Source organism: Pseudomonas sp. DR48, from assembly GCF_019823085.1.
Taxonomy (GTDB): domain Bacteria; phylum Pseudomonadota; class Gammaproteobacteria; order Pseudomonadales; family Pseudomonadaceae; genus Aquipseudomonas.
In genome coordinates, this window is sequence record NZ_CP081946.1 from 4,357,215 (window position 1) to 4,370,002 (window position 12,788).

Sequence of the window (12,788 nt, forward strand, 5' to 3'; positions counted from 1 at the left end):
GCGAGTAACCATGAAGAGTGACCCAGACAAGAATCCAGCGGAGCAAACCAGCCAATCCGAAGGAGGTGTAGCGGCAGTTGATCGTGCGTTTGCGATCCTCGGTGCATTCAATATCGATCATGAATACTTGAGCCTGGCGGAGATCGCGCGACGTACCGGGCTCTATAAAAGCACCATCCTGCGCCTGATTGCCTCGCTGGAAAAAGCCGGATTCGTGCGCCGCTCGAGCGATGGCAACTATTCGGTCGGTCCGGAGCCATTGCGCCTTTCCCAGTTGTACCAGGCGTCATTCCGGTTGCGTGACGTGATCCACCCGTTGCTGGAATCGATCACTGAAGAGAGCGGCGAAACCTCTTCCTTTTATGTGCTTGAAAACGGCAGTCGCGTGGTGCTCTTCCGCGTCGAGCCAAAGCGTGCCGTGCGGGTTTCCGTATTGGAAGGCGCACGCTTTGCGTTGCACTCGGGGGCCTCCGGGAAAATCCTCAGGGCATTCCTGCGCCACGCAGATCCAGCGCTGGCAGAGGTTCGGGAACGATTTTGGGCATGTTCCTTCGGAGAGCGTGACCCGGATACAACGGCGGTGTCCGTACCGGTGTTTGCCATGGGCGGCGAATTGAAGGGCGCGCTCACACTTTCAGGGCCATCCGATCGGTTGGTGAAAGACCGCATCGAGCACGCGGCGGCTGTCCTTCTTCGCAATGCGGTGATCGCCACCAGCGCTTTGGGTGGCAACAGTGCAGAGCTGCGAGCGGCATTGGAAAGACTCAGTCTGTAGGCCCGTCAGGCCGGGCCAGAACCTCGCGCAAATGCCCGAACTCAAACGGTTGGCAGCCTTGTGCCACTACGTCGTGGGCCGGGAATTGCCTGAGTCGACTTCTGCTGAAGACGACGAGCAGATCCTCACCATCCTGCGCCACAGTTGGGGCTTGCACGGTCGGGTCGCCAACGGCGAACGGGTCCATGTGCCCTCGCGCTTCGCCCAGCATCGACCCTGGCTGGATCGATTCCTGAGCGGGTGGCGTTAGGGATCGAGGATTGGCTGGCGCGCCCGAACACACCCGCCGGCCTGTCTCTTCACCTGCGAACTCGACCCGCCGCCTTATGCGATCACAGGGGCTGATGGGCGTGATATCACGGATCGCTGGGCAGAGGTGTTGATGTTGAAGGAGCTGGTGCGTGGGGTTTGGCGCAAGGTGTCGCGCGGCCAGAGCCGCGCGCAGTCGTGTTGAGGAATTACCAGAGTGGCAGCACGTAACTGAGGATCAGGCGGTTTTCATCCAGATCGTTGCCGAAATGGCTGGACCGCACGGTCGCGTTGCGCCACTTCACACCGACGTTCTTCAACGGTCCGCTCTGTACTACGTAGCCGATGTCGGTGTCGCGTTCCCACTCCTTGCCTTCGGGTCGGCCGGCGCCCAACTCGATGTTGTCGCCGGACAGGTAGCGGGTCATGAAGGTCAGGCCGGGCATCCCGAGCGCAGCAAAATCGTAGTCGTAGCGGGCCTGCCAGGACTTCTCGTCACGGTTGGCGAAATCGCCGATCTGGACGAAGTTGACCAGGAAGGCATCGGCGCCGCCGATGTAGGCGAAGCCGGTGTCGCCGCTCATCGATTGATAACCGGCGCCGAAGCCGTGCCCGCCCAGGGTGTAGGTCAGCAGGGCGCCGAAGGCGCGGTTGTCGACGTTGCTGTGGCCGTCGTCGTCGGAGCGGGCATACCGCAGATCGGTCTTGAGCGACTGTCCTTGGCTGATCGGCAGCACATGCACGAGGTTGACGATGTGCTGGTCGTAGAGTCCGTCGAGCTTGGCGTAGCTGTAGCCGGTGGTGAGTTGCGGTGTCCACTTGTAGCTCAGGCCGGCGAAGTCGAACTGGTCGCTGGTAGCACTGGCGACAATGCCGCGCGCGTTGCCGGTGGTGACGGTCATGTCCTCGCGGTTGGAGGAGTCGCGCTGGCTCACTTGGCGCAAGCGGCCGCCGTCGAAAGTCAGGCCGGCGAACTCGCTGGAGTTCAGGTGCGCCCCTTCGAAGGTCTGCGGCAGCAGGCGCGAATCGTTGGCCAGTACGGTGGGCAGCTTGGGCAGCAGGGTGCCGACCTTGAGCACGCTTTTGGAGGCGCGCAACTTGGCGGTCAGGCCCAGCTCGCTGTAGTTGTCCGGCGCGCCGTTGACCCTTTCCCGATCGCGCGGTAGCAGGCCGGAGCCCGCGCGGTCGGGGCTGGAGTCGAGCTTCACGCCGAGCAGGCCAAGGGCGTCGACCCCCACGCCGATGGTGCCTTCGGTGTAGCCGGATTCGTAGCGCAGCAGGAAGCCCTGTGCCCATTCTTCCTGTTTGGATTGCGGGGCGTTGTCCTGGCGGAAGTCGCGGTTGAAGTAGAAGTTGCGCAGCTCGACGCTGGCTTTGCTGTTGGCAAGAAACTCGGCGAAGGCCTGGGGCGAGAGCGCGAGGGTGGAGCCCAGTGTGGCGAGAATAGCGGCACGGCTCATTAGTGATCTCCTGGCACGGCACCGTTTGCGAAGCGGGACCAGCCGTGGTGTCCGCAGAGGTGGATTCGCATTCGGGCAGCCTTGATTGTTGTTATGTCGGCTATGCGGGCTTAAGCCGCGTCGGCGACATAGCGAAGACCGTGCCAGATCTGTAATCGATTGACTTCCATGGCTTATTTTCGAAATCGAAGAAAACAAGGGATGATGGGAGTCTCTAAATCAAGACGGTCTTTGTGCTTTTTTCCTTTAAAGGCCAGCCCAATCGCGCAGGAAGAAAAATCTCTTTTTGGAGATATTTCTCTGTTTCGAGATGAGAGATGTCGCGTGAGCGTCTTCATACGGCGTCGAATGTCCGCGTGAATGGCTCGTTTCTGCCACGCTACGGGGCCTGCGCGCTCGAACTGGGCCTATGCCCTCGATGGTTCGTTGGCGAACACCTCGCGGATGATCTGCAGGTACCGTTGGGCACCCAGACCCAGCGGCTCCAACTTGATCCAGATGACATCGACCCACAGCCGCAGTCGGCTGGCCATGTTGTCGAAGTGCACTTCCCTCAAGGCGCCCGAGGCGATCAGAGGTTGCACCAATGGCTGGGGCAGGTAGGCCCAGGCCGGACTGGACCAGATCCAGGGTGGCCAGGTAGCTGTCGGTCAGCCAGATCTGTCGGGACAGCACGATACGTGGATCGGAACCTGTGGGGGTTCCCGAGGTCACGATGATCTGGCGCTGCTTGGCAAGTTGTTCCTCGCTCAATGGAACGCCGTTTCCTTGCGCGACGGGATGCCGGGGCGAGGCAATCGCTACCAGCAACTGGCTGCCCGCCTCGAGAAAAGACTCGCGCTCATCGATGCCGGGCCGTTCGAAGACCAGAGCCAACTGCACGCTGCCTTCGTGCAGCATGCGTACCGCTTCGGTCTGCGAGGCCGAGCGCAGTTCGATCTGCAGATTGGGGAACTCCTGGGCCAGGCGTTCCAGGGGTTGGCTCCAGTTGCCGGTTTGCAGCTCTGGCGCCATGGCGATGCTCAAGCGCTTTTCCAGTCCCTTGTGCAGTTGCAGGGCCTGGGCGTCGAGCGCATTCAGCTGGCAGATGACCTGCCGTGCCTGGGGCTCGAGGGCGAGGGCCGCCGCCGTCGGCAGGGCCTTGCGCGTGGCCCGGTCGAACAGTTGCAAGTCCAGCTCCGCTTCCAATTGGGCGATCGCCATGCCGATCGCCTAGGATACGCGGCCCAGTTTGCGTGCCGCATGCACAGCCGGCACCGGCAATCCTTGTTCGCGCAGGAAGGTCAGGGCCGCATGTTGCGCTTCGAGTTCGACCCGGGCGTAGCTGCCGTGGCAGACCTTGAACACGAAGCGCCCTTGCAGCGTATCCAGTCGGTAATTGAGATCCTGTTGGCTACCGAGCGTTTGCAGGGCGCCTTCAAGGCCATAGTGCGCCCGCAGCAAGGCCTGGGCCTGGACTGCACTAAGTGAAGGGGCTGGTTGGCTGGAGCGTGTGAGCAGGGTGGTCGGGGGCGAAACGGGCACTTCTTGGGAGAACATGGACGTTACCATTGGGCAGGCAGTTGAGCGTGCCAATCTATGTCCGTCTCGCCTGATGAAAAAAGCAGATCATCATCAGTATTCCTGACAACACAAGCCTTGGCGGATCGTCGCTCCTGCCGGGCGCCGGGCTTGTTTTTGGTCAGGAATGAGAAGGGGGTCATACGACCCCCTTCGGATTAATGGAACTCGTGGTCGACTTCGGACCAGAGGCTGACTCTCTGGCCTCGGCCTTTGAAAAACTCGATTTCGCGCTTGATGCCGGAGCTGATATCCCAACCTGGCAGGTCAAGGATGATGAGTTCTTCCATGACGTCCATGAACACAGCATCGACAGGGGCCCAGAGTTTGCCGATTGCGGCGTTGTCCTTACCTGTAAACGCAAGGTTGATCGGGTGCGACATCGTCACTTGGCTGAAAACAGCGTTGCCCGACTCTACGATTTTGGCCGCCACCTGGTTGCAGGCCTGGAAGCGCTCGTGGATCACCTTGGCATCGGTATGGCTGTAAGGACAGGCCAGGAAAATTTTACGCATTTCTACCTCTTTCAATTTGGCGAGTCGATCGCCTTCGTGGGTTAGCAATTACGCGGAGCGAGGAGCCGGCATGTCTGCGCAGTCCTGCTCTTCATCTTGAGTGCGCTCCGCCGCCTCGTAGCGCTGGGCAGCCGGAACGGAGAACTTGATCGCGATACCCACTGCCAGCAGGCCGCCAAACAGTTTGGCCAGCAGAACGGGCATGATCAGCGTGGGCTGGAAGTTGGCAGTGAACGCCAGATGATCGCCGATGGTGGCCTGGGCACAGACGCCCAGGGCGACGCACAGGACTTTGTCGCGGGCGTTGAGATTCTTGAACACGTGGTACACGGCGATGATGTTGGCGAACACCATCACGAAGGCCGCGGCACCCGAGGGCGACAGGCCGAAGTGCCGGCCCAGTATGGTCATCGGTTTGCGGCAGTACTTCTGGAACAGGTAGCAGATGGGGAAGGTGCCGGCCAGCATGATGCCGATGTAACCTGCAATCTCGATGGCCCGGAACAGCTCCTTCTGGTCGGCGAACATGGGGTCGAATCCCCAGAAGCCGAAGTGTTTCATGAAGAAACCGGTGAAATGCTCCACGATCGCCAGGGCCAGGATGATCTTGATGAAGGCATCCATCGCCTTGCCGAACACCAGGAAGCCAGTGACCATCAGGTTCGCCTGGTATCGCAGCCCCGCTGCGAGGACGAAACAGAAGACGAACAGGGGCGCCAGCAGTTTCAGGCAGGCGACAAAGTCCAGGGTCAGGTAATGCAGGGCGGGCGAGCTGGTCGACACGATTTCGCGCACAGGAATATTGAAGCTCGTGATCATCAGCATCGCGGCCAGGACGGCAAAGGGGATGCTGATCAAACCGGCCATTGCGCCGAGGGCAAGGTACTTGTGATCCTTGTGCTCGAGCATCATGAGGCCGACTGGAATCAAATAGACGATCGTTGCCCCTGAGGTGTAGCCAACGATCATGGCGGTGATCCATACATCGCGGTTGGCCGCGATTGCATCGGCCAGCTGGTAGCCGCCCATGTCCACGGCGATGATCGACAGTGCTGCGATCGAGACGTCGGAGCCCATCAGGCTGAAGTAGGGGCCGAGGGCCATCTCGATGAACTTCGAGAGGAAGGGGATCGAGATCATGATCCCTGCCTGGGCCAGGAACACCGGTCCGATCGAGTGGATGCCATTCACGAACTCTTTTCCCAGACCGCTTTGCGGCTTCAGGACAGACGCAAAGGCGCCAACTATCGCGCCTATCATGATCAGGTAGATCACATAGTTTCCAAACTCAGCCATTGCTTCACCTTCTCTCACCGTGCCGACGGGCTCCGCCCTGAGGGCGTCCCGCATGAACTTGTTGTTGTTTCGGTACCGATCTGGTCGCAGACCACATGCAGTTTTCCTGTGAAACCTGGCCTTGGCTGGGGTCAAGTACAGCCTTTTATGTTGAGGTTTCTGAGTGTTTACTAACCACATCGCATGCCATTCGTTGTTTTGCTGTGGTTTTGCGGAATCGACTTGCTGGATTCGGTCAATTCGACGGCGTAGTCTTCGACGAAACGCCTTAGCCGCTGGACGTGACGGAGTGGGAGCCATTTGTGTATTCCAACGCATCCGGCGGAACTGAGCGATCCAGTCCTGAAGCGGAACCGTTACCCATGCCTCATCTGTGTTTCTAGGTAACAGAGGTGCGCGGTGACGGGGCAATGACGACGTGACAGAGGAGTAACGATGCGTCCCAATGAACGACAGCAACACATACTGGAACTGTTGAGGCAGCGAGAAAGGATCTCGGTCGAAGAGCTGGCTCGAACCCTCGGTACATCTCAGGAGACGATCCGCCGAGACCTCACTACCTTGTCTGAAGGGGGGCAAGTTACCAAGTACCATGGGGGCGCGTCGTTACCCCCCAGAGGTGAGTATGAGAACGCATTCCAGACGCGGATGAACGAGTTCTCCATGGAGAAGCGCGCGGTGGCCCGCTATGCCGCTGGCTTGTACTCGCCCGGCGACAGCATCCTGATCGATACCGGTACGACCACCTTGTTCTTCGCCCGGGAGCTGGCCAAGCTCAGCCGGATCACGGTCATCACCAACTCGCTGATGATTGCCGAAAGTATCGGTGCCAGTGGTAACCGGGTTTTCATGATCGGGGGCGAATACCGGCCGGACTCGGCCCAGAATACGGGTGCTCTGGCCATGGAGCAGATCGCGCGTTTCAACGCCGAGCATGCGGTCGTGACGATAGGGGCGTTGAGTGCTGATGGCGCTTTCGACTTTTCGATCGAGGAGGCCGAGATCACTCGGGCCATGATCGCCCGCATGCGGTATCTGACGGTGATTGCGGACTCCTCGAAGATGGGCAAGCGTGCTTTGTTCCAGGTTTTTCCGCTGGAGCGCATCGATCGGCTGATCATCGATCGCAAGCCGGCAGGAGAGTTGGCGAGGGCGTTGGCCGAAGCTCATGTCGAGGTGCACGAAGCCCCATTGGCTGGCCGGCAGGAATGGTGACAAGGCGTTGGAACGGCGGGGCAGAGTAAACCTGGCAGCAAGGCTTGCCCTGCTACCAGTTTCAAACTTTCCTGTGGACTTACCTCCAATCCCTGCAGCGTTTCACGGCGTCGGAAAATGTTTCGCGCCATTGCTGCGCTTGTCCGCTGTCGATGCGAGGACGGAACTTCGTGCTGGTGTTGCGAGGAGGCGTCAGCTCAATGCCCAGGCCCTTTGCGGCCAGGGCGGCACAGCCGAACGACGTCAACTCGTCGAAACGCTGCGTGACGATGCAGCGCTGCAGTGCATCGGCGAGGAACTGGGCGAAATACGGGCTGCGCGCGAGACCTCCATCGATGGACAGCTGGTCGGTCACATTCAGGAAGGCGTCCATGGCGGAGATGACTTCGACACTGCGCAGCGCGACGCCTTCCAGCAACGCCTGGCACATGTCCTGGCGAGTGGTACCACCGTTCATGCCGACCCACAGGGCGGCGGCACTGCGATCCCAGTGCGGGCAGGCCAGGCCCGACAGCGCCGGTACGAACGTCAGGCGCCGTGAAATGGCAGGTGCTTGCTCGAATGCGGCGAGTTCGGAAAAGTCGCTGAACAGGCCCAGTCGCCCGGCCCATTCGACGGCTGCGCTGGCATCGTAGACGCCACCGTCCATGGCATAGGTGGGCTTGCCGGCAATCTGCCAGGCGATGGTTGCCAGCAGGCCTTTCTCCGGTGCCCGGATGATCTGGTCTCCGGTGACGGTCAGCGCAAAGGCGCCAGTACCGAAGGTGATCTTGGCGTCGCCATCGGTCCGGCAGCCATGGCCATACAGGGACGCCTGTTGGTCGACGATGGACGCGGTGACAGGGGTAACCCCGATCTCGCCGAAGAAGCCGACGGTGTCGCGTATTTCCGGCAAGGTTTCCAGCGGTACGCCAAACAGCTCGCACAGTTCGCTGTCCCATTGTCCGGTGGCCAGGTTCATCAGGGAGGTCCGCGAGGCGGTCGTCACGTCGGTGGCGAACACCCCGGTGAGTCGGTCCAGGAAGTACGCGTCAGTGGTACCCAGACGCAGGCGTTTGGCCTTGAGCGCACTCTGGGCGGCGGGCAGGTTCTGGACGATCCAGGCCAGCTTGCTCGCGGAGAAGTACGGGTCCAGCGCAAGTCCCGCCCTGGACAGTGTCAGGGCCTCGGCGCCAGTGGCTCGCAGGCGGTTGATTTCTGCCGCGGTGCGGTTGTCCTGCCAAACAATCACTGGCGATAGAGGCTCGCCCGTTCTGGCATCCCAGGCCAGGCAGCTTTCGCCCTGGTTGGCGATGCCGATCGCATCGACCTTGCCGGTCGACTCCAGGCAGCGCTGCAGGTTGTTGAGCAGCTCGATCGGGTCATGTTCCACCCAGCCTGGGTGAGGATGGTGCTGTTGATGCCTCAGTGATAACTGAATATCGGCCGAGCCATTCTGATTGACGACCAGGACACGGGTGCTGGTGGTGCCTTGGTCTATTGCGGCAATACGCATTTCTTTTAGTCTCCTCGGCTATTGTCTTACTCGCCGACAAAGTCGACTTCAATCTGGCGCACGCCTGGCGCAACGTTCAACGCGGCAATGGGAACGAGAATCCGGCGCTCCGGCAGCGCCGAGATACTGCGCGACCAGAGTTCCTTGCCATCAGCGCTGATCAGTAGACGACCACGGCTGGCGCAGCTTACGCGCATCTGCAGGTTCTTCATGCCTTCGACCGGCGCAAGGCTCAGGCGCTGAGGCACGCAGAGCTTGAGCGGACCCTTGCAGACGACCTCGATTTCCTGACCAGGCGCCGGCAGTGGGTCGCGCAGATCACGGGCCATCAGGGTCGCGATCTTGCGACCTTCGCGGTATGACCAGCCTGCGGTTTCAATCGGGCGCAAAAGGTTCCCGGCGGCGAAGTAGGCCGGGTCGGAACAGCGCCCGTACTGGTCAATGGCAGGGCCACCGCTCCTGGTGTCCAGCTTGAGGTCACTCAGCCTGACTAGGCTTGACTCGGGCACGAAACGTCCGGTCAACAGCACGCCATCGCACTCGAATTCCCTGACACTGCCATCCGCCAGCTTGACGCTTGCTCCCTCTACACGGCCTGTGCCGTGGATTTCCTGGAGCTGTGCGCCGAAGTGCATGGGCACGCCGCAGAGCCGGGGGAACAGCGAGAGGGGCCAGCGCGCGGTGGCACGCTGATTGGCTTCAATCATCGCCACGGGCTGGATGCCTGCTTTGCGGCAACTCAGCACGGAGGAGAGGCTGACCAGTTCAGTGCCGACAATCAATGGCCGCTCGAACGGCTTGAGGTGCTTGAGGTAGAGGTAGGACTGGAAGGCCCCGGTATTGATGATGCCAAGGGGGCGATCGCCTCCGACCAGGCGTGCCGAGCGTGGCGTCTCGCGTGCACCGGTCGCGATGAGCACCCGGCGGGCATGGATGCGCAGCGGACCTTGCGGGCTCACGACCTCCAGTTGTCCATGGGCACCCAGGCGGGTCACCGAATGCAGGACGCGTATGTCGACGCCGGCCTTTTTTGCTTCGTCGACATTGCGCTTGGCGTAGTCCGGACCGGAGTAGACGCGGCCGTATTCCCAGAACCCGAACGGCGGGTGCCCGCAGTGGCGAGGAATGCCGCCTGCCTCGGGTTCGCGCTCGATGACCAGCACCTTGTCGATACCCAGCCTGCGCAGCTCGATGGCGGCCGAAAGTCCAGAGGGGCCACCTCCGACAATGGCGACGTCGACGTTTTCGATCTCAGTGGGACTCATGGCAATCACCTGTAGCGAGAGGAATGGCGAGATGGCCGGCGCTCAGCTCTGCGACGCGGGCCCCGCAATAGAAACCCTGGCAGCGGCCCATGCAGGCGCGGGTTCTACGCTTGAGCCCACCGAGGTCGCCTGGAGGGAGAGGGCTGCGCAGCGCTGCATCGATTTCGCGAAGCGTGACCATTTCGCAATGGCAAACGATCTCTCCATACCCAGGCTGCTGATAGTCCCGAGGCAAGTGTTCCGCCAGGTTCGGCATCGATGGCCACTGCTGACTGGCCGGGGGGCAGTGCCGGGTGTCGTAAAGGCTGAAGACATGTTTGGCGATACCCAGCGCGGCGGTCAGGCCAGTCGAGCGGATGCCGCCTACGGTAATCCAGTTCTTGCCCTCGACCTTGCGTACCCGGTACTCCTTTTTCTCCGATGCCGGACGCAGGGCGGCATAGGTTGCGGTGACCGGCATGCCTTCGAGCGCCGGGATACGCTCGACTGCCGCGGCAATCAGTTGGCTGAGGACTTCGCTGTCGAGCCGGGCATGGAGGCGATCATCCTGTTCTTCGGCGGTTGGACCGACGAGCAGGTTGCCGTACACGGTCCTGGTGAGCACGATGCCCTTGGTGCGTTCGTTCGGTACGGGGAGCACGATGTTCTTCAGGTAGCGCGAGGCGGCCTTGTCGAACACCACGAATTGCCCTTTGCGAGGGTGAATCGAGAAACTGGATTGGCCGAGGAGCTTCTGCTCCAGGTGGTCGCCGAACAACCCGGCGCAATTGATGACCGTCCGAGTCAGGAACACCCCGCGAGAGGTTAACAGGCGCCATACGCCGCCATCGAATTGGCCGTTCGTGACCTCGGCGTTGAACTGCGTGTTCGCGCCATGCATCAGCGCCTGTTGGAGATAGGCCAGGGGGGCAGACCATGGATCGATCAGGAATTCGCCCGGCACTTCGGCGGCCCCAAGCGCGTGAGCGGCCAGGTGAGGTTCCAGGGCCCGAACCCGTTCGCGGTCGATGATCCTGACGTCCGCGACGCCATTGTCATGAGCCTGCTCAACGATGCCGTCGAGCTTCTGCAGATCTTCCTCGCTCCAGGCGACCACCATGGCCCCCGATTTGAGTAACGGCAGGTTCATCCTGGCGTGAATGTCCAGGTACTCCTGGTAGCCATCCTGCATGCAGCGTAGTTCGAGGCTGTCCCGTGGCGCATCGAAGCCGGTGTGGAGGATCGCGCTGTTGCCCTTGCTGGCCCCCGACAGGATGTCAGGGCTCTTTTCCAACAGCAGCACGCGAGCCCCTTCCAGAGTGAATCGCCGCACCAATGCGCATCCCACGACACCGCCGCCGACGACGATAACGTCGTAGACATCGGTGCGATCAGCTAAGGGTTTCATCATGTTATTGCCCGTTCGGATAAATCAGTCATGGCAACGGAGGTGCATCCCCTATGCCGCTGACCGAATCAGTGATGAATTGACCGGATCAGGACGAGTGATCAGTCAATATGGGGCCTTCTTTCGGGCAACAGCGCAGGGCGGGCAGGAATACCCGATGTGTTTAACGGCCTTGGATGGCAGATGTGTGCCCATTGCGTGACAGTTTCAGGCGGGAGTTGCCCGAGTCAGAAGTGACCGAGTAGATTCGGTCAGAAGCGGTAAGTGGTCAGCTGTTTGTGGTTTCAGTCATAAATCCCTCGGTTTGATACCGCGCTACACAGTAGGGCGCGCCAGTGTTACTGACGCGCGCTTGTGTCGCTGATCTGGCAGCGTGTTGAGCAAACGCTATCAGTGGAATCACTTACCTCTCGGGAAGGGAGATCGTGGCCTCCATGAACGTCACGGCATTTCCAACCAGAAACACCCGATCCCCGGACAGTTCACAGTCGAGCCAGCCGCCTCGCATGGATGCCTGGTAAGCCAGGAGACAATTGCGACCCAGTCGGCCAGCCCAGTAAGGCACAAGAGTGGCGTGAATCGACCCGGTAACAGGGTCTTCGGGAATACCTGCGCCGGGGGCGAAGTAGCGTGAGACGAACTGCGCTTTTGAGCCTTCCGACTCTTGTCCCGTCACAACGAGTCCGACAGGACCGAGACGAGCGATCGCGATGAGGTCGGGAACGAAACTGCGCACTGCGTCGGCACTGCCGAGGTCGACAAATAGGTTCTCGAAGTTGCGGAAGATATGCGCAGGCGGCAGCTCGAAGATATCGGCGATTTTTCCTGGAAGGGCGTCCAGCGCCTCTGGCGAAAGACAGGGAATATCGAGCTTGTATCCACGGGCCTCTTTCGATACCCGCAACTCGCCGACGCGAGTGTGAAACACCAATGGAGCCTTCTCGTTCTTGCTCAATAGAACATGTGCGGTCGCCAAGGTAGCGTGGCCGCAGAAATCGACTTCATGCGCCGGAGCAAACCAGCGCAAATCCCATTCCCCATCGGATCGGGCTTTGACAAAGGCCGTTTCGGCGAGGTTGTTCTCCTGGGTGATCGCCAGCATCAGATCATCTGGCAGCCAGTCTTCAAGCACAAGAACGGCAGCGGGGTTTCCGGAAAAAAGCCGGTCGGTAAAGGCATCGACTTGATACATACGCATGATTGGGTCCTTGTTTGCAGAGGGTTGGTCGGCTTGTGGCGAGCGATTAGTCAACAGTTGAGGCGATGCTGTACCCGGTAGCCGGTTGGATACTGTACCGCGACCTTGGAACAATCCTGGGGGCGGTATGCTGGCCAGTGAATATGCCGCACTTCAACCGGCGGTTCCCTATGGACACCTGGGCGTTTCAGATAGAACACTCTGAAAAAGGCATGCCAAACAACTCCTCAGTGAAAGGTCACCAAGGACGGCTGATCCTGGTATCGATTGGCCTACGCCAGGTAGTAGTTTCTGCCGGTATCCATAGGATCTAACAGCGTCACCAATGTCCCGGCCTTGAGTTCATCCTGCACCAGCACCCGGGCATAGACAC

The 12,788-nt window shown here is 60.5% G+C and carries 9 protein-coding genes and 3 pseudogenes; 3 read left to right on the forward strand and 9 right to left on the reverse strand.

What is annotated here, in order from left to right; translation table 11 throughout:
- The first annotated feature begins 10 nt into the window (after nucleotides 1-10).
- Nucleotides 11-775 (forward strand): IclR family transcriptional regulator, encoded by a 765-nt coding sequence (locus K5K95_RS19845; RefSeq protein ID WP_222585697.1) that lies wholly within the window; start codon nucleotides 11-13, stop codon nucleotides 773-775.
- 22 nt (nucleotides 776-797) lie between these two features.
- Nucleotides 798-1,229 (forward strand): annotated as a pseudogene (locus K5K95_RS19850) (sugar phosphate isomerase/epimerase); the annotation flags it as partial.
- Nucleotides 1,230-1,233: 4 nt separating this feature from the next.
- On the opposite strand, the gene K5K95_RS19855 reads toward K5K95_RS19850, so the two are convergent.
- The 5 genes and pseudogenes from K5K95_RS19855 to eutH form a co-directional block, all read right to left on the reverse strand.
- Nucleotides 1,234-2,484, reverse strand: coding sequence for an OprD family porin (locus tag K5K95_RS19855; protein WP_222585698.1), 1,251 nt, complete (start codon nucleotides 2,482-2,484; stop codon nucleotides 1,234-1,236).
- A 407-nt stretch (nucleotides 2,485-2,891) separates the two neighbouring features.
- Nucleotides 2,892-3,726: pseudogene (locus K5K95_RS19860) on the reverse strand (LysR family transcriptional regulator); the annotation flags it as partial.
- Nucleotides 3,721-4,023: pseudogene (locus K5K95_RS19865) on the reverse strand (phosphotransferase); the annotation flags it as partial. The pseudogenes K5K95_RS19860 and K5K95_RS19865, both read right to left, overlap by 6 nt.
- Nucleotides 4,024-4,202: 179 nt before the next feature.
- Nucleotides 4,203-4,559, reverse strand: a complete 357-nt coding sequence (locus K5K95_RS19870; RefSeq protein WP_222585700.1) for a DUF1937 family protein — start codon at nucleotides 4,557-4,559, stop codon at nucleotides 4,203-4,205.
- Between the two features lie 48 nt (nucleotides 4,560-4,607).
- Nucleotides 4,608-5,855, reverse strand: a complete 1,248-nt coding sequence (eutH, locus tag K5K95_RS19875) for an ethanolamine utilization protein EutH (protein ID WP_222590381.1) — start codon at nucleotides 5,853-5,855, stop codon at nucleotides 4,608-4,610.
- 435 nt (nucleotides 5,856-6,290) lie between these two features.
- On the opposite strand from eutH, the gene K5K95_RS19880 reads away from it, so the two are divergent.
- The gene (locus tag K5K95_RS19880; protein WP_222585701.1) at nucleotides 6,291-7,070 is read left to right on the forward strand and encodes a DeoR/GlpR family DNA-binding transcription regulator; all 780 of its coding nucleotides are present in this window, start codon (nucleotides 6,291-6,293) and stop codon (nucleotides 7,068-7,070) included.
- A 79-nt stretch (nucleotides 7,071-7,149) separates the two neighbouring features.
- Here K5K95_RS19880 and K5K95_RS19885 read toward each other — a convergent pair whose 3' ends face one another.
- From K5K95_RS19885 to K5K95_RS19900, 4 genes are all read right to left on the reverse strand, one after another.
- Nucleotides 7,150-8,565, reverse strand: coding sequence for a glycerol kinase (locus K5K95_RS19885; protein WP_222585702.1), 1,416 nt, complete (start codon nucleotides 8,563-8,565; stop codon nucleotides 7,150-7,152).
- Nucleotides 8,566-8,591: 26 nt separating this feature from the next.
- Nucleotides 8,592-9,830 (reverse strand): NAD(P)/FAD-dependent oxidoreductase, encoded by a 1,239-nt coding sequence (locus K5K95_RS19890; protein WP_222585703.1) that lies wholly within the window; start codon nucleotides 9,828-9,830, stop codon nucleotides 8,592-8,594.
- On the reverse strand, nucleotides 9,817-11,220 hold the full coding sequence (locus tag K5K95_RS19895) for an NAD(P)/FAD-dependent oxidoreductase (RefSeq protein WP_222585704.1): 1,404 nt from the start codon (nucleotides 11,218-11,220) through the stop codon (nucleotides 9,817-9,819). The genes K5K95_RS19890 and K5K95_RS19895 overlap by 14 nt, the downstream gene beginning before the upstream one ends.
- A 400-nt stretch (nucleotides 11,221-11,620) precedes the next feature.
- Nucleotides 11,621-12,415: a PhzF family phenazine biosynthesis protein gene (locus K5K95_RS19900; RefSeq protein ID WP_222585705.1), complete on the reverse strand. Its 795-nt coding sequence runs from the start codon at nucleotides 12,413-12,415 to the stop codon at nucleotides 11,621-11,623.
- Nucleotides 12,416-12,788: the final 373 nt, after the last annotated feature.

Excerpts from the sequence above, each read along its gene's own strand:
- K5K95_RS19845 (WP_222585697.1), top strand. The coding sequence starts at position 11 with ATGAAGAGTGACCCAGACAAGAATCCAGCGGAGCAAACCAGCCAATCC.
- K5K95_RS19855 (WP_222585698.1), bottom strand. The coding sequence starts at position 2,484 with ATGAGCCGTGCCGCTATTCTCGCCACACTGGGCTCCACCCTCGCGCTC.
- K5K95_RS19870 (WP_222585700.1), bottom strand. The coding sequence starts at position 4,559 with ATGCGTAAAATTTTCCTGGCCTGTCCTTACAGCCATACCGATGCCAAG.
- eutH (WP_222590381.1), bottom strand. The coding sequence starts at position 5,855 with ATGGCTGAGTTTGGAAACTATGTGATCTACCTGATCATGATAGGCGCG.
- K5K95_RS19880 (WP_222585701.1), top strand. The coding sequence starts at position 6,291 with ATGCGTCCCAATGAACGACAGCAACACATACTGGAACTGTTGAGGCAG.
- K5K95_RS19885 (WP_222585702.1), bottom strand. The coding sequence starts at position 8,565 with ATGCGTATTGCCGCAATAGACCAAGGCACCACCAGCACCCGTGTCCTG.
- K5K95_RS19890 (WP_222585703.1), bottom strand. The coding sequence starts at position 9,830 with ATGAGTCCCACTGAGATCGAAAACGTCGACGTCGCCATTGTCGGAGGT.
- K5K95_RS19895 (WP_222585704.1), bottom strand. The coding sequence starts at position 11,220 with ATGATGAAACCCTTAGCTGATCGCACCGATGTCTACGACGTTATCGTC.
- K5K95_RS19900 (WP_222585705.1), bottom strand. The coding sequence starts at position 12,415 with ATGCGTATGTATCAAGTCGATGCCTTTACCGACCGGCTTTTTTCCGGA.